The sequence below is a fragment of the Celerinatantimonas sediminis genome, from assembly GCF_046054195.1.
In the GTDB taxonomy this organism is placed as follows: Bacteria; Pseudomonadota; Gammaproteobacteria; order Enterobacterales; family Celerinatantimonadaceae; genus Celerinatantimonas.
Genome location: NZ_JBEQCS010000008.1, coordinates 45,447 through 62,434, shown reverse-complemented (window position 1 = coordinate 62,434; position 16,988 = coordinate 45,447). Strand labels below are relative to the sequence as shown.

19 protein-coding genes are annotated in these 16,988 nt (G+C 45.4%); 1 reads left to right on the top strand and 18 read right to left on the bottom strand.

Annotation, left to right across the window (positions count from 1 at the left end; translation table 11 throughout):
* Positions 1 to 29: 29 nt before the first annotated feature.
* From ABTQ23_RS10990 to ABTQ23_RS10930, 13 genes are all read right to left on the bottom strand, one after another.
* A complete protein-coding gene (locus ABTQ23_RS10990) occupies positions 30 to 638 on the bottom strand; it encodes a DJ-1/PfpI family protein (RefSeq protein ID WP_408615771.1) in 609 nt (202 codons plus the stop codon).
* A gap of 8 nt (positions 639 to 646) precedes the next feature.
* Positions 647 to 946 carry a BMC domain-containing protein gene (locus tag ABTQ23_RS10985; protein ID WP_408615770.1) on the bottom strand — a complete coding sequence of 100 codons (300 nt, stop codon included), beginning with the start codon at positions 944 to 946 and terminating at the stop codon, positions 647 to 649.
* A gap of 23 nt (positions 947 to 969) precedes the next feature.
* On the bottom strand, positions 970 to 2,481 hold the full coding sequence (locus tag ABTQ23_RS10980) for an aldehyde dehydrogenase family protein (protein WP_408615769.1): 1,512 nt from the start codon (positions 2,479 to 2,481) through the stop codon (positions 970 to 972).
* Positions 2,482 to 2,527: 46 nt separating this feature from the next.
* On the bottom strand, positions 2,528 to 3,313 hold the full coding sequence (pduB, locus tag ABTQ23_RS10975; protein WP_408615768.1) for a propanediol utilization microcompartment protein PduB: 786 nt from the start codon (positions 3,311 to 3,313) through the stop codon (positions 2,528 to 2,530).
* Positions 3,314 to 3,334: 21 nt separating this feature from the next.
* Entirely contained in the window at positions 3,335 to 3,616 is a 282-nt protein-coding gene (gene grpH, locus ABTQ23_RS10970) for a propanediol utilization system shell hexameric protein GrpH (protein WP_408615767.1), read from the bottom strand.
* A 356-nt stretch (positions 3,617 to 3,972) separates the two neighbouring features.
* Positions 3,973 to 5,181: an acetate/propionate family kinase gene (locus ABTQ23_RS10965; protein ID WP_408615766.1), complete on the bottom strand. Its 1,209-nt coding sequence runs from the start codon at positions 5,179 to 5,181 to the stop codon at positions 3,973 to 3,975.
* A gap of 21 nt (positions 5,182 to 5,202) precedes the next feature.
* A complete protein-coding gene (locus ABTQ23_RS10960) occupies positions 5,203 to 5,721 on the bottom strand; it encodes a GlcG/HbpS family heme-binding protein (RefSeq protein WP_408615765.1) in 519 nt (172 codons plus the stop codon).
* Positions 5,722 to 5,754: 33 nt separating this feature from the next.
* Positions 5,755 to 6,027: a EutN/CcmL family microcompartment protein gene (locus ABTQ23_RS10955; RefSeq protein ID WP_408615764.1), complete on the bottom strand. Its 273-nt coding sequence runs from the start codon at positions 6,025 to 6,027 to the stop codon at positions 5,755 to 5,757.
* Between the two features lie 9 nt (positions 6,028 to 6,036).
* Positions 6,037 to 6,726, bottom strand: coding sequence for an HFCD family protein (locus tag ABTQ23_RS10950; RefSeq protein ID WP_408615763.1), 690 nt, complete (start codon positions 6,724 to 6,726; stop codon positions 6,037 to 6,039).
* Entirely contained in the window at positions 6,723 to 7,559 is an 837-nt protein-coding gene (gene eutJ / locus ABTQ23_RS10945) for an ethanolamine utilization protein EutJ (protein ID WP_408615762.1), read from the bottom strand. The genes ABTQ23_RS10950 and eutJ overlap by 4 nt, the downstream gene beginning before the upstream one ends.
* A complete protein-coding gene (gene pduL, locus ABTQ23_RS10940) occupies positions 7,552 to 8,244 on the bottom strand; it encodes a phosphate propanoyltransferase (RefSeq protein WP_408615761.1) in 693 nt (230 codons plus the stop codon). Before pduL ends, eutJ begins: the two co-directional genes overlap by 8 nt.
* A gap of 105 nt (positions 8,245 to 8,349) precedes the next feature.
* On the bottom strand, positions 8,350 to 9,477 hold the full coding sequence (locus ABTQ23_RS10935; RefSeq protein WP_408615760.1) for a 1-propanol dehydrogenase PduQ: 1,128 nt from the start codon (positions 9,475 to 9,477) through the stop codon (positions 8,350 to 8,352).
* A 169-nt stretch (positions 9,478 to 9,646) separates the two neighbouring features.
* The gene (locus tag ABTQ23_RS10930) at positions 9,647 to 10,393 is read right to left on the bottom strand and encodes a metallophosphoesterase family protein (RefSeq protein ID WP_408615759.1); all 747 of its coding nucleotides are present in this window, start codon (positions 10,391 to 10,393) and stop codon (positions 9,647 to 9,649) included.
* Between the two features lie 175 nt (positions 10,394 to 10,568).
* On the opposite strand from ABTQ23_RS10930, the gene ABTQ23_RS10925 reads away from it, so the two are divergent.
* On the top strand, positions 10,569 to 11,573 hold the full coding sequence (locus ABTQ23_RS10925) for an alpha/beta hydrolase family protein (RefSeq protein ID WP_408615758.1): 1,005 nt from the start codon (positions 10,569 to 10,571) through the stop codon (positions 11,571 to 11,573).
* 99 nt (positions 11,574 to 11,672) lie between these two features.
* Here ABTQ23_RS10925 and ABTQ23_RS10920 read toward each other — a convergent pair whose 3' ends face one another.
* The 5 genes from ABTQ23_RS10920 to ABTQ23_RS10900 all read right to left on the bottom strand — a co-directional run bounded on the left by ABTQ23_RS10920 (position 11,673) and on the right by ABTQ23_RS10900 (position 16,922).
* Positions 11,673 to 12,659: an L-lactate dehydrogenase gene (locus tag ABTQ23_RS10920; RefSeq protein WP_408615757.1), complete on the bottom strand. Its 987-nt coding sequence runs from the start codon at positions 12,657 to 12,659 to the stop codon at positions 11,673 to 11,675.
* 233 nt (positions 12,660 to 12,892) lie between these two features.
* Entirely contained in the window at positions 12,893 to 13,486 is a 594-nt protein-coding gene (locus tag ABTQ23_RS10915; RefSeq protein WP_408615756.1) for a 3'-5' exonuclease, read from the bottom strand.
* 99 nt (positions 13,487 to 13,585) lie between these two features.
* The gene (locus tag ABTQ23_RS10910) at positions 13,586 to 14,398 is read right to left on the bottom strand and encodes a nucleotidyltransferase domain-containing protein (RefSeq protein WP_408615755.1); all 813 of its coding nucleotides are present in this window, start codon (positions 14,396 to 14,398) and stop codon (positions 13,586 to 13,588) included.
* A 95-nt stretch (positions 14,399 to 14,493) separates the two neighbouring features.
* The gene (locus ABTQ23_RS10905; RefSeq protein WP_408615754.1) at positions 14,494 to 15,720 is read right to left on the bottom strand and encodes an RtcB family protein; all 1,227 of its coding nucleotides are present in this window, start codon (positions 15,718 to 15,720) and stop codon (positions 14,494 to 14,496) included.
* A 47-nt stretch (positions 15,721 to 15,767) separates the two neighbouring features.
* Entirely contained in the window at positions 15,768 to 16,922 is a 1,155-nt protein-coding gene (locus ABTQ23_RS10900; protein ID WP_408615753.1) for a slipin family protein, read from the bottom strand.
* Between the last annotated feature and the right edge of the window lie 66 nt (positions 16,923 to 16,988).

The following is a 16,988-nucleotide window of genomic DNA, read 5'->3' as shown; positions in this document are numbered from 1 at the left end:
ATGATAAGGCGAGACAGCGAGATCACACCTTAATTATTTAGCCTTGCGACAGAGCCTGATGCCTTCTGCATGAAGCGAATCCCAAGCAAATGAATAAACGCACGTAACAGTTCCGGATGCGCTTTCCAAGTGGGAGCCGTCACCAAATTGCCATCGGTTACTGCCCCATCATCACAAGCGCTAACCCATTGCCCACCCGCAAGTTCGACTTCAGGTTTCACACTCGGATACCCTGTTACTTTTCTTCCTTTAAGCACATTAGCTGCAACCAAGATCTGGACTCCATGGCAAATCGCTGCCATGGGAAGCGCAAAGTGAATGGCATAATCCACAACATGCAACACCCTTGCATCCAGTCTTAAATACTCTGATGAACGCCCACCGGTGATATATAAACCGCTATATTCAGCAAGGTTGAGATCGCGAAACGAGGCATTTAATACAAACAAATGGCCAGGTTTTTCGCTGTAAGTCTGATCCCCTTCAAAATCGTGAATCGCTGTTTTTATACATTCACCACTTAACTTTCCCGGGCATACCACATCAACATCAAATCCGAGCATTTTTAGCGCCTGAAAAGGCACCATTACTTCATAATCTTCTGAAAAATCACCGGCTAAGATGAGGAGCTTATTCATCGGTTCACTCAGAAACTCTCTGAGTCCTCCTCTATCACTTGAACCGCGTCTCTTACTGCGGAAAGCTCGCCAAAAATGCCAAGGGTGGTGACATGCTGAGGACAAGTTCCACAGATCTCAGTGACTGTGACATTGGCCCTTTTGCTGACTTTATCTGCATAAAAATACAGATCAGGAATCGGCAATAGCACTAACCCAATTGCATCGGTGCAGACCAAATCGATGCTTTGTCTTAGCTCGGGTGAAATTCGCCGTTTTAGCATGGCTAAAACATCGGCCCCTGGCGCATTGATAATTCGAACTTTCATGCTCAGCTCCACCTTAAAACGAACTAGCGAACATTCAACGCTTCGACCATCACGCAGCGCCGATGCCGGGCAAACGAGCGGGCCGAAGTCAGCCCTTCACCGGTAGGGCCTGCAATCGTAAAGGTGGTATGGCCTTCGCCACCCACACCAATTCCGGCATACGATGGCCCATTTTTGACAAAAATAGTGGTCTGGATTAAACGGGCCATTTTGGTTAATTTTTCTACATTCATCGAATGCATCATCGCGGTATGACGGTTGCCATGCTCAACTTTTACTGCCAAATCAATCGCTTCATCGACGTTGCCCACGCGCACAATTGGCAAAATCGGCATCATCAACTCATTCACAACAAATGGGTCGTCTCGTTCTGTTTCAATGAGAATCACTTTTATGTCAGCTGGCGCGTCAATTCCCAACTGTTCCAAAAGATAACGGGCGTTCTTACCGACAAACTCAGTTTTAGGGCCAGTGCCTTTGGCATTGATGACCAGATTCTGCAGCTGATGAGCTAATTTGGGATCGCACAATAAATAACCGCCGCATTTTTTCATGCAATGAATCAAATAGTCAGCCACTTCATTAACGACAATCAGCTCTTTTTCGGCGATGCACGGCAGATTATTATCAAAGGCACAGCCGTTGATGATGTCTTGAGCGGCTTTTTCCACATTGGCCGTTTCATCCACGACCACAGGCGGGTTCCCGGCTCCAGCACCAATTGCCTTTTTCCCGGTCGACATAATGGCGCGCACTATCGAAGGCCCACCCGTTGCAACCAGCATGTTGACCCGCGGGTCATTCATTAACGCATTGGTATTCTCAATCGATGGCTTGGCAACTGTGACAACTAAGTTGTTAGGTGCGCCAAGCTCAGCAAGTTTGCGGTTAATTAAATCGATGGTATAGAGCGATACTTTGGTTGAGCGCGGATGTGGGCTAAATACCACGGTATTTCCAGCAGCCAACATGCCAATAGTATTGTTGATAATGGTTTCGGTTGGATTGGTGGTTGGGGTAATCGAGCCAATCACCCCATAAGCCGAATATTCCATCAATGAAAGGCCATCATCACCAGATAACGCAAACGTTGTGAGATCTTCGGTACCAGGGGTTTTAGTGGCAGCAATTCGATTTTTAATCAATTTATCATCGTAATTGCCCATGCCTGTTTCATCGACTGTCATCCGCGAAATTTTTTCAAGAATTGACTCCTGAATAAAAATGCTGCGGATCCCACTGATAAAGCTTTCTCTATCACGCATTGAACAATGCCGATATTGGATCTGAGCCTGTAAAGCTGCACCAATTGCTTCATCCATCGCTGCAAAGACACCTGCATGAGAGTCAATCGTTGGAGCAGATAGCGGCTCAACGGCAGCGGTTGAAAACTTCTCGGCCAAAGCCTTAGCAACGATTCTATCCAACTCAAAGCTTGAATTTTCGCTCTGACAGGTATGCTCTTCAGGCGGGTTTGTTTGGGTATATTTACTCAAAACATGCGCGACCGCCTGAGTAATTTCAGTATCATTCATACTAGCCATTCCTTACTACACGCCACTTAAACGCGCACCAATGAACTTAAATATATGGAGTTGTCGTTGATTTAATTGGCGCTGAGTCCATCGTTGAGAGTAACTGCAACCCAACTTCTCGAGCCGCTACAATGGCCTGGCGAACGGCGCCAGAATCCCCCGCAAAAGTAAATATGGCTTCGTTGCTAAAACAAGTTCCCTTTTGCGGGCTCGAATAGGCAACAGGCTCAATTACCGCAGCTTTGGCAGCAGTATCTGCGATCACAACCCCAATAGCGGCAGGAGCGGCACAAGTCATACCGAATGAGCGGCCAATTGGCGCACCAAACGCTTTATTAAGCGCATAGCTGGCCCGAGCTGTGTATTGAAATTCCAAATGGCCAGCGGGTGAGCCATAAACATCGCCCATAGTGCGTTTGAGCTCGGACAGAGCAACTTCCACCGCGCGGCGCACATCTGATACGTCTTCAGCGCCAAAGATAATTAAAGAGCCATGGCCGCCACCACCTTCAGTGTCTCGGCACAGCTCAATGGCGACAATTTCACTGTTCGTGGCTTTAACCGCTTCATCGGCTGCAAAAATGTGTGGGCCGGCACCTGTGCGAGCGCCCAAAATACCGATGGAGCGATATTTAGTATCGATATTCATCACTTCGTGCAGCTGGCTATCGACGCTTGCTATCACTAAACCGATGGTATGACCAAGTTCAGAACTACCCACAAACTCAGTTAACCCACATGGGCCGCTTTTCGTAGTTTGGCTTGGCTCACCGACATGACTTTGATTATTCATTACCTCAGAAATAATCTGCTCAACAAGATTCTCTTTCATTGTCACGCCCCTCTAAATGGATTACTCAAGCGTTTTGGGTAGAATTTTTTCGACTTCGACATGTGGACGAGGAATGACGTGGACAGAAACCAATTCGCCAACTTTCGCCGCAGCAGAGGATCCTGCATCGGTGGCAGCTTTTACCGCTCCGACATCACCGCGGACCATAACAGTGACTAATCCTGAACCAATTTTTTCGTAACCAACCAGTGTCACATTGGCAGACTTAACCATGGTATCGGCGGCTTCAATGGCAGAAACCAACCCTTTTGTTTCAACCATACCTAATGCTTCTTGTTGCATATCTACCTCGGCAATTTCGATGATAATTAAAGCAAAAAGGCTTAAGCGCTCCCGGCTCACCTTGATGCGTTTTAACTAGAGGAGTGGACCTTTTGTGATTAGTTTTGCAACTACCAAAGATCAACCCTCCCTAGCATCTTCATCATATGAAGATTACCGAAAAATGTTTTGCCCCCTAGGGGGATTCTTTTGCGGTCATCGCTTAGATAGATGCAATAAATTGCAGGTTTATTCAAAAGAGAAAACAAGCGAACGCAGACGCTGCCAACGAGGGGGATAAAAACTAAAAACAGCAGATATAAATAGCGATGAAATGGATAAGATAACCCACATAAATGCCTTGGTAGAGCTAATAATTACAATGCAATACCCTGTGCAATATCGGCTGCATCTTTGGCTATCATTTTTTCTTCATTGGTTGGAATAACCATTACCACAGGGGTGTTAGGTTGCGAAATAATGCCGCTTTCACCGCAGCACATTGCGTTATTTTGCCGCTCATCCAAACGAAAACCAAAAACCGCCAGACTTTTAACGGTCAACTCTCGAACCAGCGGCGAATTTTCACCGATTCCACCGGTAAACACTAATGCATCCAAATGCTCTAACGAAGCCATATGCCCCCCAATATGACGCGCCAGACGATGGATCATGACATCGATGGCAAGTGTTGCTTGGGGGTTTCCCGATAGTCTTTCGCTTTGTAAAGCGCGAAAATCACTCGATATACCAGATAAGCCAAGTAAACCGGACTGATTGTTCATTAACTCATATAACGACTCAATCGACTGTTTAGTGCACCGTGCTAAATATGCGAGGACTCCGCAATCTAGGTCGCCACAACGAGTTCCCATGACTAGGCCTTCGAGCGGCGTCATTCCCATCGAGGTATCCACGCTTTGCGCATTTTTTACCGCACAAACCGATGAGCCATTGCCTAAATGAGCAATCACAATCCCACATTGCGCCGGATTTAACCCCAACCGATGAATAGTTTCTGCGGTAATGTAGCGATGCGAGCTGCCATGAAAGCCATATCGGCGCACCTGATACAATTCGCGATATTCCAAAGGGATTGCATAAGTATATGCTTTGGCGGGGATAGTTTGATGAAAAGCGGTATCAAATACAGCGACTTGGGGAATATCAGGTAATAATTCCAAGGCGCTGCGAATACCAATTAAATTCGCTGGATTATGCAGCGGAGCAAGCGCACAAAGCCCTCGGATTTGAGCAATCACTTCATCATTAATCAATACCGAATGGCTAAAGAGGTTCCCGCCATGCGCCACGCGATGACCAATCGCACATAACGACCCTAGCATTGAATGCTGGCGCATATAGGCAAACAATGTTTCTAACGCACATTGGTGAGAGCTGCGTTTAAGTGGGTAACAACAAGTTTGTCCTTGCTCATCATGAAAGGTGATCTCGGCATCGGATAACCCCAGCTTTTGCGCGATACCATAAAAAAGTGGAGTATCCTTATCCTGCGGCAACACTGAAAATTTCAGCGATGATGAACCACAATTAATGACTAAAATGCCGCGCTCAGATGATGGCATAACAACCTCGGCTGATTTGGCTTACACCGCCAATGGTGACGACGTCAGTAAATAACGAGACTGGCTAAATTTAAACAAAGTATTGCTGGCAACCGACATATCCTGCTCGACACTTCCGCCACTAATGCCAATTGCACCTAACAGTTGTCCTTTATGCCAACAAGGTAGCCCGCCCCCAACACAACAGATATCTGGGTGATTCAACAGCCCATACAAGCTTTGCCCGGGTTGACAAAGGCTTGCTAGCTCATGCGTTGGCATTTTTAAAGCAACCGCGCTCCAAGCCTTGCGATACGCCAATTGGTGGCTGACTAGCAGTGCATTATCCATGCTGAAAAAGTAACGTTGATAGCCCATTGAATCGAGCATGCTAAAGACGATTGCAACACCTATTTGATGCGCTTGTTCGTGGGCCAATCGCCCCAGTGTCATCGCATCGTTTAAGCTTAGCGTTGTCACTGGCTCATAAGCGTATTGGTCAATTGCCTGATCAATGAGATGATCAAGACTTCGACTTTCGCGGGTTTGATTGACGCTCATAATAGTGGCCTTAAATCATCGAGTTTTTATCGCCTAATCATCATTCACTTCGAGAGAGTCAACAATTCCCACCACAGCAGCATCAATCACTGAGTTTACCTGCTCGCGACTTTTACGAGCCGAACTACCCACAGCAACGATCACCACTTCACCATTGCCCGCACCAACGCAATCAACAGCAATTTCTGGATAGCCAGTTATCTGATGATTCGCATCCATGCGGCTCACAACCAATAACTTGGTTCCAATTAAAGATTCATGCTTGGTGGTTGATACAATTGCACCAGTCACTTTGGCCAGATACATATGTTCCTCCTAACTTTTTCTATTCAGAACAAGTTGTAAACGATTGATTTCATCCCGTGCCGCTGGGGTAATTAGCGCATCAGCCTCGACAGACAAAGATGTCAGCTTTTGCATCTTACGAACGTCGGCAACAGTGATTAGCTGTCGGCGGTTATGAGCCGCTGGGCAAGCTTGGGTGAGCACGTGTACCCCAAGGCCTTTAAGAGCTTTGACGTAATCGCTCAGGCATTGGCGCATTGTGCTGGAAAAATGACTTTCGTCCTCATCGACGCTGAGTGTGACATAGACAGGGCGCCGGCATGCAAGCGCATCAAATGCCCATTCACAGGCAATATTATCATTCAGACACTGAGCTATTTTAGCCAAGCTATTCATCGACAATGCCGGGAAAAAAACGCCGTAATAGTCATCTTTTGGTAAATGAGGGCCACAGTTATCTGTTGTGATATTAAGCTTTTTCACCTCTATCCAACGCTGACAAACTTGGGCGAGCATCGAGTTAAAAGCTGAATATGAAAACGATATCGCAATGGCGTAACCACGATGATATAACGCATCGATACAGGCAAAGATCCGCTCTAATGAGCGCATATCAGAACCGGTGATAACCACTCGCAGCAACTTGGCTTTTAAGCGTTTTTGCTCAAGGATTGCAAAAATCATTGCATCAAGTTTGTGCTCAAACGATGGATTTTTCATAAATGAACAGATGCCACCTCTTTTGCCTTGATAGCAATTCCCAATGGCGTTACTAATAGCGGCTCAGGGGCCACAACACTGGGAACATTCGTCACACCACTAAATACATCGGCAAACTGCGAGAAACTACTTGCCCCGCCCACCAGCCATAATTTTTTAACTGGATACTGCCCCAGCCATCCACAAACTAACGTCGCCATTTTTTCAACAACTGGCCGAATCAGCTCAAAGACTTGCGCTTCATTCTCTTTTGCAATTTTTAACGCTTCTGCTTGCTCGTATTGAAGATTCAAAGCGCCAGCAACGACCAATGTCATATGTGTGCCGCCAGTTGGCTCATCGGCGCTAAAGATAACTTGGTTATTGCAAAACACACTCATCCCAGTTGTGCCACCACCAACATCTACGACGGCACCATCGGTGATGTTTAAGGCAACTGCTGCTGCAACTGGCTCATCCATCACATTGGTAACCGTAAATCCAGCCGCTTCAACTACGTTAACAATTACTTTCGTGTCACCTGAGGAAATTCCCGGAGGAATCGCTGTGGCAGCATATTTCAAAGGCTCACCAAGGCGCTCTTCTAACTGAGCTTTGAGCATAGATACGACTTCGCTCGCTTTTAGGTAATCCACCACAACACCATCTTTCACAACCGTTGATGGATAACTAATGCCTGTCACCGGTTGATTGGCGTAATCAACCACGACTAGCGCAATATTCGCCGTTCCTAAATCGACTCCAACTTTATAAGGCCCGTGGCGACGATGACACGCATGATGGCGCATCAGCGCTGCCAACTCTTTAAGCCTTCGCGTATGGGCTTTAGCCATGGGAGCAAGCCTTGCTTAAGCCATAAACTAAATCACCATTTTTAAGCCCTAGTGCATTGGCTTCTTCAACATCAAGATGCATTTCAAGCACCGCATCAGAGCTCACGCGAACGACCACATGCTGCAAGATTCCGCCTCTAGCACCTTGGGTTTGAACATCAATTTGCATACCATCACTGAGCTGAAAATGCTCAGCATCCTGAGGTGAAATATGGATATGTCGCCAGGCAACGATTGCACCATGATCTTTTTTCACCACGCCCCGAGGCCCCACTATCTCAATACCAGCGGAATTATCTAACTCTCCAGACATCCTAAGTGGCGCTTTAACTCCCAAGGTGAAGCTATCTGCAATTGAAATCTCTATCTGAGTGGCGCTTCTTAACGGCCCAAGAATACGGACTCGTTGAATCTCCCCTTTTGGGCCGCGCAAAACCACAGTCTGATCAGCTGCATATTGGCCGGGCTGCTTGACCGCTTTATAACGAGTTAGCTCAACGCCACTGCCAAATAAGACGTCCATATCTTCGCGGCTTAAATGCACATGCCGATTCGATATTCCAACAGGAACCGCAAGTTTTGTTGATAATTGGGTACAAGAGTTAACGGCAACGGCCTCTTTTTTTACTAACTCCTGCATAATTTGCCGGGTAATTAGAGCGGCCTGCACTTGGACATCATTCATAACTGCTCCCCAAAACAATCGATACTATTAGACTATGAGGTTTGGATTTATTGTTTTTGCCTTTACGCTGCACTTTTTTTACCAGCTTGAAAGCGCAAGACAATCTTATCCAGATAGCCCGGCAACGCGATTAAACAACTCGCTAAGCTCGCTCTCACCAACTGAACGAGGATTGCTAGCAAGGCAGCGGTCATTTTGCGCAGCCGCCACGATAGATGGGCGCAACGCTTCAAGCTCAGCGCTATTTTTGCCCATTTCGATCAAGGTATTAGCAATACCAAAGCGTTGATTAAAGAAACGAATCATGCGAACCATTGCAGCAATGGCCGCTGTATCACTGTCTTCTTTAATCCCCATCATCTGGGCACAACGATGATAATTTGCGAGGGTTTTCGCATTGTTATCTTTGGCATTAAACTCAATGACTAACGCCAATAACATGGCATTAGCTCGGCCATGGGCAATGTGTAACATTCCGCCAATCGCGTGGGCCATCGCATGCACCAGTCCAAGGCCGGCACTATTAAATGCCATCCCCGCCATGCATGACGCGTTGTGCATATGTTCACGCGCAACGATATCTTGTGGGTTTTGAAAAATCAGTGGTAAATTCATGGTGGTCAAAGCGATAGCCTTTTGCGCAAGTGCATCACTAAAGTCATTAGCACCGGTTGATACAATGGCTTCAATGGCGTGGGTTAACACATCCATGCCCGTATCCATCGAGACATGCGTTGGCACACTCATAACTAATTGCGGATCGAGAATTGCGCAATCAGGGACTAACTCTTTGGAAATGAGTGGGTATTTATGCCCATTTGCAGGGTCTGAGATAATCGCATACGAAGTTACTTCTGAACCAGAACCACTGGTTGTCGGTATCGCAATTAATTCAATTTTCTGGCTTTGATCATAATCTTCTAGAGTCACTTTGATGCCTTTTGCCGCATCAAGTGATGAGCCACCGCCCAGCGCAATGATTGTATCTGGATGAAAATGTTGCAATTGCTTCACGCCCGCTTTTAAAACATCAACACTCGGGTCCGGTGTCACCTCAGAAAATACCGCAACACGGGCATCAGGCATTGCTTGAATTAATTCTTGAGTTTTACCCGAAGAAGCCATAAAAGCATCCGTCACAATAGCGACTTTATGCTGAGATAGTTTGGCTAAGAAGCGAAGCGAATGATCGCCGAAATAGATATCTGGAATAGAAAAAAATGCAGTTGCCATAGCGCTCTTTATTCCATACTTGCTCGTTTAAAAGATAAAAACGACATGGAATTAAGCTAGCACACGGCTCTAAATACGATGAACAGCCGAATTTGTACAAGTCAGAGAAAATATTGCCAAATGACTTTAGCGCGCGACAAAAAAATACACCTTTATGGCCAATCAATGATTAGCAGCGCCCTGTGGTCAACGCTTGGTACCAATCTAGCCGGCCTTGGTTTTGGGCTTTTTGAGCGGCAAGGGAAGCATCGTAGCTGACTTTGCGAAAGGCAACCTGCCAGTTTTGCTCTAATTGCTGCTCGATAATCACATACGATGCTCGCGATGAAAATGTTTCCATAGCATGATGACAAGGATCATCATCTCGATAAGCTGGCAAGCCAACGCTGCCTGGATTTATCACAAGCTGCCCAGTTGAGAGTTCGACACAACGGGGAATATGCGTATGTCCACATAAAATAAGCGCTGAAGAAATACCATTTAACTGAGCAAGAATTTCACCATCCGACTTAAGCTTTGGAAAACCTTCACAGACATTTTCTAATAGATAGACTAAATCACTTTGCGGCGTCCCATGACAAGCATAAATTTGCTCGTTGATGTGCAAATCAAAAGGCAAAGCCTTCATCCACGCGAGTGGCTGCGGCCCAAGATCAGCCAAAATAAATTGCATTGTTGGATTATTCGCGATTTCATCGGCACTAGAGCAATATATCTGTCGGTCTTGATTGCCAGAAATCGTAATTGCCCCTAACTCTTGTAAATAATCATATGTTGCTCGAGGCGCAATTGGGCCATAAAGGATATCGCCTAAGTTAATAAATCCATTAACATTCTGCTCTCTTGCATCAGCCACAACAGCTTGCAGTGCATAAATATTACTGTGAATATCACTGAGCACAGCGTATTTAGTCATTAAACCTCCGTGTTACGAATTTTTCTATTCAGCACTCATATCAATTAGCTCATTACAATACTAATCAGAACCCAATAATCATACTAAGTTATTTGCTCGCTATCTTAAGCTTTACAGGATATTGTAATTTCACTTTTGGTAGGCCTTTAGCAAAGTGCATCTCTGGGACTTATTTATGACAAGATATGGATTATCACTCTTTATTTATCGTATTTTCGCAGTCGTTACACTCTCACTTACTATTTTTGCAGCGCACGCGATGGAAGCATCGGCGGCTCTGCCTGCAACGGTGCAATATCATTTAGACAAAGATGCTTTTAAAAGCAGCGTGACGCTTTGGTACCCCGATGGCGCAAAATATATAGCGCCCCCAACAACAATTGAAATCGGCTCAAATGCACTCTTTCAAGGAGAAAAAGCCGTCGCTAGCCAAACTGTCAAAGCCGGCCTTCATCCACTCGTTATTCTGCTTCATGGTGGGCTTCGAAGTGCGGATAACTCAGGTGCATGGCTCAGTTCAGCTCTTGCAACAAAAGGATTTATCGTAGCTGAAATTAATCCACCCAGAGCAATGAGTCCCAAGGATGCGGTCAATTTTATCTGGCAGCGACCACAGCTTGCCCAAACCGTTTTAACAGCATTATTAGCCGATAATAAATGGCGCAAACACATCGATTCCACAAAAATTCATTTTGTTGGCTTTGCCTTTGGCGCAACCACTGGATTGATGCTGGCAGGTTCGGCGATTAACCGCTCGGCTTATCAGCATTTATGTGATGGGAACACAGCAAAAAAAATTGATTGTCAGTGGTTTAAATCCCACCAAATCACGCTTAATGAAGCCAATCAAACCAAGCTCTTGGAATCATATTTAGACAAACGGATTCACTCCGTTGTGGCTATTGCACCTGAATACCTTGGTGTTCTTAGCGCAAAAGCCAATCAGACTTACCTCAAAGCGCTTGTGATCACTTTAGGTAAAAAGCAGATAACCATGACCCAACCCAACAGCACCCAACTTAATATTCCCCAAGCGAGTCTGTTTGATGGGTTTAACCGCTGCAAAATGAGTAAAAAGAAGATTCCAGCGCTGCAAAAGCTTTGCCCAGATTCAATGGCACAGCGTATGCTGATTCACCAGCAAATCATTAGCGCTATCACTCAATTTTTATCCCATTGATGCGCTGGATTGATGGCCATATTAAACCAATATATCGAGCAGTTAGCGTTTAATTTATTCTGACTTATCGGCAACTAAACACTGCTCGAAAAACGCTAATTACTCTGATTTTCCCGCATGAGTTTCCAAGCCAAGTGCACTTAGCATCTGGCGGTTGGCATCTTTTAACACAGCGATTGACTGTTTAAATGCGCTAATTTCAGAATCAGTTAGATGATAGGTCACCAACTCTTTAATCCCATTTCGGGTAATCACTGCCGGGACGCCGGCATACACATCATTTTGTGCATACTCACCGTTTAACATCACAGAGGCAGGCATCACAATATTGCCATCTCGAACAATTGCTTTAATCATACGCGCCGCAACAGCAGCGATACCATAATCGGTTGCACTTTTAGCCTTCACCACCTGATAGGCGATTTGACTAATTTCTTGCTGAACCTTGTGAATATCAATGCCTTCGAGTCGTTCTGGATTATCGTGCAAAATTTGAGTAAAGCTTTTAGCGCCAACTGTCACCTGACTCCATGGGATCATCTGAGAATCGCCATGCTCGCCCATGCATAGGGCTTCGACACTGCGTGGGTCGACATCCATCGTTTCTGCCAAAAAATATCTCAGCCGAGCTGAATCAAGTGAGGTGCCTGTGCCGATGACCCGATGTGAAGGGATACCAGAAATCTTATGGACCAAGTAGCTAATCGCATCAACTGGGTTGGTAATCACAATGAATATCCCCGCAAAGCCACTTTGCATGACTTGTGGCACGATTTCACTGACAATCTGGCTGGCTTTATCGAGCATATCAAGGCGAGTATTGCCCTCTTGATAAGGCGCGGCCACGGCTAGCACGACGATATCGGCATCGCCGCAATCGGTGTAATCACCGGCATAAATGCGCATCCGACTTTCAGAAAAACCTAAGGAGTGTTTTAAATCTTCAGCCTCAGCCCAAGCTTTTTCTTTGCGCCGATTTATCAGAACAAGTTCATCACAAAAGTTGCCGATAGTTAGATGGTGAGCTAACGCACAACCAACATGGCCCATCCCAATAATGGCCAATTTACTTTGGCTTAAACTCATTTTGTTTACTCCTAATTTGTTCTGATAATTCCGAGCAGATGTGGAAAAAGACACAAAAAAGCACTTTTACTCAATTTAAGTGAGCAAAGGCGTTAAATCAGATGATTTTGGCTTTTAAATTAATTGAATCATACCATGATATGAGTTTGAGGGAATTTAAGCTGATATCGGCCAAAAATTCGATTTCATGGGCGATAACACTTAACTGACCACCCGCAATCTATCTTTAGGGGCTACTTATCTTTTAAAAATATAAACGGCAGCAATCGAGCAATATTTTGCGCATCGCTTAACGCTCGGTGATGAGCGCCTTGTTGAGCTAGGCCAACATGCGCCATGGCGCGCTTCATTCCGACTTGCGATTTGAGCCGCTGCACTTTAGCAAAGGCTTTTTTGAGATTGAAAAAAGGCTCAGCAGAAATAGGCGCCAGAGCATAATAGCGGCAGTCTAAATCAAGTTGCACCTGATCATAACTGCCCCAGGAACAGAGCAAATAATCTCGATAAGTTTTTCGCCATTGGTTAAAAGCACTAAGAACCTCTTTGAAACCTTCACCACTGGCAACATCAGCGCGTTGAATACCCGTTAACGTAACACAAAAATCATCCAATATCGGATGCTGTACGGGCTTTACAAAACGGCCAAACGTCGCAACCGGTGCAAAATTTTGAGAATCGACAATGACCGCGCCGATTTCAATAATTTCGCGCTCATCAGCCACAATCGAACCATCAGCCGTGCAGGTATGTTCAATATCGATAATCACTAGATACTGATAGCTATCTAACATAGCGGCGATTGAACTGGGTGTATATGGATTTATCACAACGTCTGCCAACCTTCATCTAACTCACCGATTAGGGCTTAACCAACGCCCCAACTAAAAAAGGGCTGCCCGTTTGAGCAGCCAAACATATCAGAAAAGCTAGAGGCTGTTGAGCACACATCTAAAAACTCGATTGAGTGTCGCGCTGTCAGCCATCGAGTCATTAGGTAGTGGCTTGAGCGTTTCATAGCGATTTAGCTCTTGTTCAATAAACTGATTGATGAGCACAATCTGCGGCCCACTATCGAGCTCTTGTCCATTACGCTTGAGCACTAATAAGCGCTCAACCTGCTCTCGAACATCCGCTTCATCAAGCAGCGTTAATAGTTTTTCGAACTCAATGGGCGCAACGCTTTGATATTTCAGCAACCAACGAATTGCCAGTAGCGGGCGCAATACATAAAAGTACTTTTTAACACGTACTTCCTGGCTTTTGAGATAACCGCGATAGTTTGTTCGCGCCATATTTAAATAATGAAATATTCCCTTATTTAACGAATAACTCGTTTTAAGAAGTGGCCTCAATTCACGAGCGAAGACGCCATCATCAGCATAAATCAGAGCCGAACTTAACCACTCGACCATCGCTGGATTTGACTTGCGAAATAATCGAAGCGCTTTTCGCACATCCCACCCATTGATGTCTATCTCATCGACAATCGGATATTCAATCACATCACGCTGGTCCTCAACATCCATGCTCAGATACCAGTCAGCTTCGTGCGCATAGATAAATCGCACATCATAATCGCTATTGGTTGATGCAAACCCCCAGGCTCGGCTACCTGATTCAACAGCATACAAGACTTTAACCTGATGCTCTGCTTCTGCTTGAGCGATGCGCGCAACAATTTCTTGGCGTACATTCTCCGCAACCGCATTTTGCAACACTTGGCTTGTGACAACTTTCATAATACAACCCCTATCATCATGGCGAATTGCCAACAACTCAACTTTCATTACCGACTAATGGCTTGCCAACTCGCCACCACTTATATTGACTACTCTCATCCTTTAACGCATACGACCTGTTTAAGAGTATGCACAACTTCTACTAAGTCTTTTTGTGCCGCCATCACCTGCTCAATATCTTTATAAGCATGCGGGATCTCATCAATTACAGCCGCATCTTTACGACACTCAACCCCTTGGGTCGCCGCAATCTGATCTTTTATGCTAAAGACTTTTTTAGCTTTGGTCCGAGACATCACTCGACCGGCACCATGGCTACAGCTATTAAAGCTTTGTGCATTACCAAGCCCCCGCACGATAAACGATTTTGCGCCCATGCTACCGGGAATAATCCCTAACTCGCCTTTTTCAGCGCGCACCGCACCTTTTCGAGTCACATAGCAGTCTTTACCAAAATGGTGTTCCCGCGATACGTAGTTATGGTGACAATTCACTGCGATACTCGCCGTTTCAAACTTAACTGGGATCTGTTGGCGCAGCGCATTGAGAGCATTGATCATCATGATTTCACGATTTTTAGCAGCGAAATCCTGTGCCCACTGCACCGCTTCAACATAATCATCAAAATATTCGCTTCCCTCTTGCAGATACGCTAAATCCATATCTGGCAATTGGCTCTGATGACGTTCCATCTCTTTACGAGCCAGTTGAATAAAATATGAACCAATCCGGTTACCGACCCCACGACTGCCGGAGTGCAGCATGAGCCAAATATGTTCATTTTCGTCCACGCACAGCTCTAAAAAGTGATTTCCGGTGCCCATCGTACCCAAATGGTGAACATTGTTGCTGCTTCGAATCGACGGGTGTTTTTCACAGATACGCTCAAACTGAGCTTCTAACTTTACCCATTCAAGAGCCACAAGATCAGGGATATTACCCCAAGACCCACGGTCATTTTTACCTCGTCCTGAGGTTCTACCATGTGGCACAGCAGCTTCAAATGCACTACGAATAGCTGATAAATTATCAGGCAGCTGGCTGGCCGTTAAACTGGTTTTTAACGCAACCATACCACACCCAATATCCACTCCCACCGCTGATGGGATGATGGCTTTAGTCGATGGAATAACACTGCCAATCGTTGCCCCTTTGCCCACATGCACATCTGGCATCACAGCAATATGCGAATGAACAATATCCATCGCGGCAATATTACTCAGCTGCGCTAACGCATCAGGTTCAAACGGCACGCCTTTGGTCCACGCTTTAATCGCCACGCGATTCTCGCCAGTTAATATGTTGTAATGCTGTTCACACATCTTTATTCCTTAGCGGCGGCCAAAGGCCACCGTTTCTTAAACTTACTTTAGGCGATTTTTACAACGCCATTCATCAACCCTTCTAACCCACCGTAAACGGTCAGGTTTTCGATTTTTTCGGAGATTTTTTCTAGCGACTCCAGCTCTTTAAGACGCAGCAACGTTGGGTTGTTCTCCATCATCTTCGCGGTATTGTTCAAGCTACGCGTAGCCGCGGTTTCTTCACGGCGTTTAATCACATTCGCTTCGGCTGCTTTTTGCGCTTCAACTACCTGATTTAAAATCGCTTTCATATCACCTGGTAAAATGATGTCTTTCATCCCGACACTTAACAGCTCAACACCGACCGCTTTGAGAGGTTCCACCACCAGCTCTTTGACGGTTTCATTGACATAGAGCTTATCAAGCAGCAACTCATCGAGAGTCTTCACACCAACCGCCTCACGCAAAGCTAACTGCAAAGTGTTATAGACATACGTCATCACGGTTTCCGTACTTAACAGCGCCAATTCAGCATCGACCACTTTCACATTCGCGTTGAGGTTGATGCGCAAGCTAACCCGATCTTTGCTTAAAATTTCCTGACCCGACACTTCCAACATTTTGTTACGCACATCGATAGTTTTCACATCGACATTTTTATGAAACATCCAAAAGCCGTAGCGCCCTGGTGGTAACTGGCGTTGATAACAACCATCTACATACAATAAAGCGGCATGTTCCAGAGGAATTAAAAACTCTTTAACTGGCGTAATAGCCTGAGTACGGCTGCTTTTTAACAGCTTGCTCCCGGCATTTGCACCCACTTTACGAATGGCATTTAACACCGCTTCATCCAACTGCAATTGCTCGCTGATATCGATAATATCCAAACGGATATCACCAGCATCGCGCCACAAATATAGATGGCAGCCAGGGCTCACCACCCCTTGAAGTTGGTCGTCAAGATACAGCAACGCTGTTTGGCTATCTTCGACGTAATAATGGTCAATATGCTCAGCTAAAATTGGGTATTTTTTAAACCAACGAACCGTATTTTCTTCGGCAAAATAGAGCTTGCCAATATCGTAAGTTTTAAGCTCTGGTTCTTGAGAGAAGCCTTTGAATTTATATTCACCAGGCATCAACACTTCACAAAGCTGATTTGCTTTGAAGACCAATACTCGTTCGTTATCTGCAACTGTAATTTTTTTCTTAAACATCTTATTTTCCTCATTATCCCAAACGGGATGGTGTGAAATGTTAATGACTTGATTGAAAATGGCTGA

Excerpts from the sequence above, each read along its gene's own strand:
- ABTQ23_RS10990 (WP_408615771.1), bottom strand. The coding sequence starts at position 638 with ATGAATAAGCTCCTCATCTTAGCCGGTGATTTTTCAGAAGATTATGAA.
- ABTQ23_RS10985 (WP_408615770.1), bottom strand. The coding sequence starts at position 946 with ATGAAAGTTCGAATTATCAATGCGCCAGGGGCCGATGTTTTAGCCATG.
- ABTQ23_RS10980 (WP_408615769.1), bottom strand. The coding sequence starts at position 2,481 with ATGAATGATACTGAAATTACTCAGGCGGTCGCGCATGTTTTGAGTAAA.
- pduB (WP_408615768.1), bottom strand. The coding sequence starts at position 3,313 with ATGAAAGAGAATCTTGTTGAGCAGATTATTTCTGAGGTAATGAATAAT.
- grpH (WP_408615767.1), bottom strand. The coding sequence starts at position 3,616 with ATGCAACAAGAAGCATTAGGTATGGTTGAAACAAAAGGGTTGGTTTCT.
- ABTQ23_RS10965 (WP_408615766.1), bottom strand. The coding sequence starts at position 5,181 with ATGCCATCATCTGAGCGCGGCATTTTAGTCATTAATTGTGGTTCATCA.
- ABTQ23_RS10960 (WP_408615765.1), bottom strand. The coding sequence starts at position 5,721 with ATGAGCGTCAATCAAACCCGCGAAAGTCGAAGTCTTGATCATCTCATT.
- ABTQ23_RS10955 (WP_408615764.1), bottom strand. The coding sequence starts at position 6,027 with ATGTATCTGGCCAAAGTGACTGGTGCAATTGTATCAACCACCAAGCAT.
- ABTQ23_RS10950 (WP_408615763.1), bottom strand. The coding sequence starts at position 6,726 with ATGAAAAATCCATCGTTTGAGCACAAACTTGATGCAATGATTTTTGCA.
- eutJ (WP_408615762.1), bottom strand. The coding sequence starts at position 7,559 with ATGGCTAAAGCCCATACGCGAAGGCTTAAAGAGTTGGCAGCGCTGATG.
- pduL (WP_408615761.1), bottom strand. The coding sequence starts at position 8,244 with ATGAATGATGTCCAAGTGCAGGCCGCTCTAATTACCCGGCAAATTATG.
- ABTQ23_RS10935 (WP_408615760.1), bottom strand. The coding sequence starts at position 9,477 with ATGGCAACTGCATTTTTTTCTATTCCAGATATCTATTTCGGCGATCAT.
- ABTQ23_RS10930 (WP_408615759.1), bottom strand. The coding sequence starts at position 10,393 with ATGACTAAATACGCTGTGCTCAGTGATATTCACAGTAATATTTATGCA.
- ABTQ23_RS10925 (WP_408615758.1), top strand. The coding sequence starts at position 10,569 with ATGACAAGATATGGATTATCACTCTTTATTTATCGTATTTTCGCAGTC.
- ABTQ23_RS10920 (WP_408615757.1), bottom strand. The coding sequence starts at position 12,659 with ATGAGTTTAAGCCAAAGTAAATTGGCCATTATTGGGATGGGCCATGTT.
- ABTQ23_RS10910 (WP_408615755.1), bottom strand. The coding sequence starts at position 14,398 with ATGAAAGTTGTCACAAGCCAAGTGTTGCAAAATGCGGTTGCGGAGAAT.
- ABTQ23_RS10905 (WP_408615754.1), bottom strand. The coding sequence starts at position 15,720 with ATGTGTGAACAGCATTACAACATATTAACTGGCGAGAATCGCGTGGCG.
- ABTQ23_RS10900 (WP_408615753.1), bottom strand. The coding sequence starts at position 16,922 with ATGTTTAAGAAAAAAATTACAGTTGCAGATAACGAACGAGTATTGGTC.